Origin of the sequence: Wolbachia endosymbiont of Drosophila bocki (assembly GCF_028982005.1) — a bacterium.
Taxonomy (GTDB): domain Bacteria; phylum Pseudomonadota; class Alphaproteobacteria; order Rickettsiales; family Anaplasmataceae; genus Wolbachia; species Wolbachia pipientis.
The window spans coordinates 3,267-5,016 of record NZ_JAPQLG010000174.1; the positions used below are offsets into that span (position 1 = coordinate 3,267).

The window sequence follows — 1,750 nt, forward strand, 5'->3', positions numbered from 1 at the left end:
ATTACTATTTAGCGCTTAATAAAACACAAAGTAGCTGGAAAAGTGGCAAAGAAGATATTTCCCCATGGTTAATATTTTTTCTTAATGTGCTCAAAACGCAAGCAAATGAAGCGCATTATATTCTTGAGAGGGAGAATACTGAATATTTATTATCAAGAAAACAATTGTTCTTCTGGGAATGGGCACTTAGCCTTGCAGATAAAGAATTTAGTAGAAAAGATGCTATAGAAGCTCTAGGATTTCCTCCAAGAACAGTAGAGGCAATTACAAAGAAACTGCTAGGGATGAAATACTTACAGCGTCTTGGAGAAGGCAAAGCCACTAGATATAAAGTTATTATTTAAAAGTTTTAGTATGTTTTTCGAGATTTTTTAAATCCAGTTTTATGCACAACTTTATTTGCAATTTTACATTTTTATTCGATTCAAAATTGCATTTTTGCAATAGAAAACTTACTTATTGTAGGAAAATCTTGTGTTTGTTCTCATATAAAATTATTTATGGAGTGACGATGGTGCATGTATTATACTTACATTTCTGATTCGAAAATTTATGCAGTTGTTTCTAACAAAATTAGTTAACAAATTCTATTGTTTAAAGATGAGAAATAAAGTAATCACCATTTCCAGTATTGCTTTTATTCTACTGTTTTTTATCAGCAGTGCATTTTTAAAAAAAGATCAGGCGGTTTATAGTGATAATGCAACTAGTAATTTTTCAGTAAAAACTCAAGAATGTGCGCCGCAAAACCGCACTATATATTTAAATTTTTCTGGTACAGTAAATCCCTTACATAGAGCTAGCCTTGTCTCAAAAATAAGTGGTAAGATTATTGCTATTTATTTACCTGATGGTGAAAAGGTAAAAAGAGATGATGTAGTGTTAAAGATAGAAGATTATGACAGGATTGAGCAAGCTCAGAAAGCCAAAGCTTTATTAAAGCAGCGTGAAATTGAGTATGATTCCTCTCACAAACTGAATAAAAAGGGCTATGGGGCACAAATACAAGTAGAAGCAGCTTTTACTGCGTTACAAAGTGCAAAAGCTGACCTAAAAAGGCTAGAATTGGATTTAGAAAATACTGCAGTCACATCTCCTATAGATGGTTATATTGATAAAATCAATGCAAACGAAGGGGATTTTGTTAATGCTGGGCAAAAAATAGCTGACGTGGTTAATTTCGATCAAATTCTTGTAGTGTTATACGTTTCGGAAAATGAAGTAAATAAAATAGAGCTAGGCAGCACAGCTCAAATTAATTTGCTGGACGGAAAAGAATTGGCAGGTGAAGTAAGTTTTATTAGTAAAATTGCTGAGCCTAAAACTGGGTCTTATAGGGTAGAAGTAAAGGTAACTAATAATAAAATGATATCCTTGCAGGGACTAACTGCCAACGTAAGGCTACCTTCAGGCGAAAGATTTGCATATAAAGTTCCTTCTTCAGCCCTGAGCTTAAGTGACGAAGGTGCTCTTGGAATAAAGATTGTTGATGATAATAATTATGTAGTATTTGCACCAATAGAAATTGTTGATCATGAGAGCGATGGGGTTTGGATAGTAGCAAATAACGAAGGTAAACCCATAAAGTTAATAGTATTGGGCCACCTATTTGTTAAGCCTGGTGATAAGGTTTAAGACATAAGATCCTTTGACCTTACCCAGAAAAAGTGGAGAGAAAGTGTGGAATGTTTTTTACAAAAAGAATGATGCATCAAATTGTTCTGGAATGCAATAGTTAATAGTGACGTTG

General features: G+C 33.4%; 1 protein-coding gene and 1 pseudogene. Both read left to right on the forward strand.

The window, feature by feature from the left end:
* Positions 1-344: pseudogene (locus tag OZD61_RS04140) on the forward strand (Fic family protein); the annotation flags it as partial.
* 208 nt (positions 345-552) lie between these two features.
* Complete coding sequence (locus OZD61_RS04145) at positions 553-1,635, forward strand: efflux RND transporter periplasmic adaptor subunit (protein ID WP_274979965.1); 1,083 nt, start codon at positions 553-555, stop codon at positions 1,633-1,635.
* Positions 1,636-1,750 lie beyond the last annotated feature (115 nt).

Coding starts and splice junctions, on each gene's coding strand:
- OZD61_RS04145 (WP_274979965.1), top strand. CDS start 553: ATGCAGTTGTTTCTAACAAAATTAGTTAACAAATTCTATTGTTTAAAG.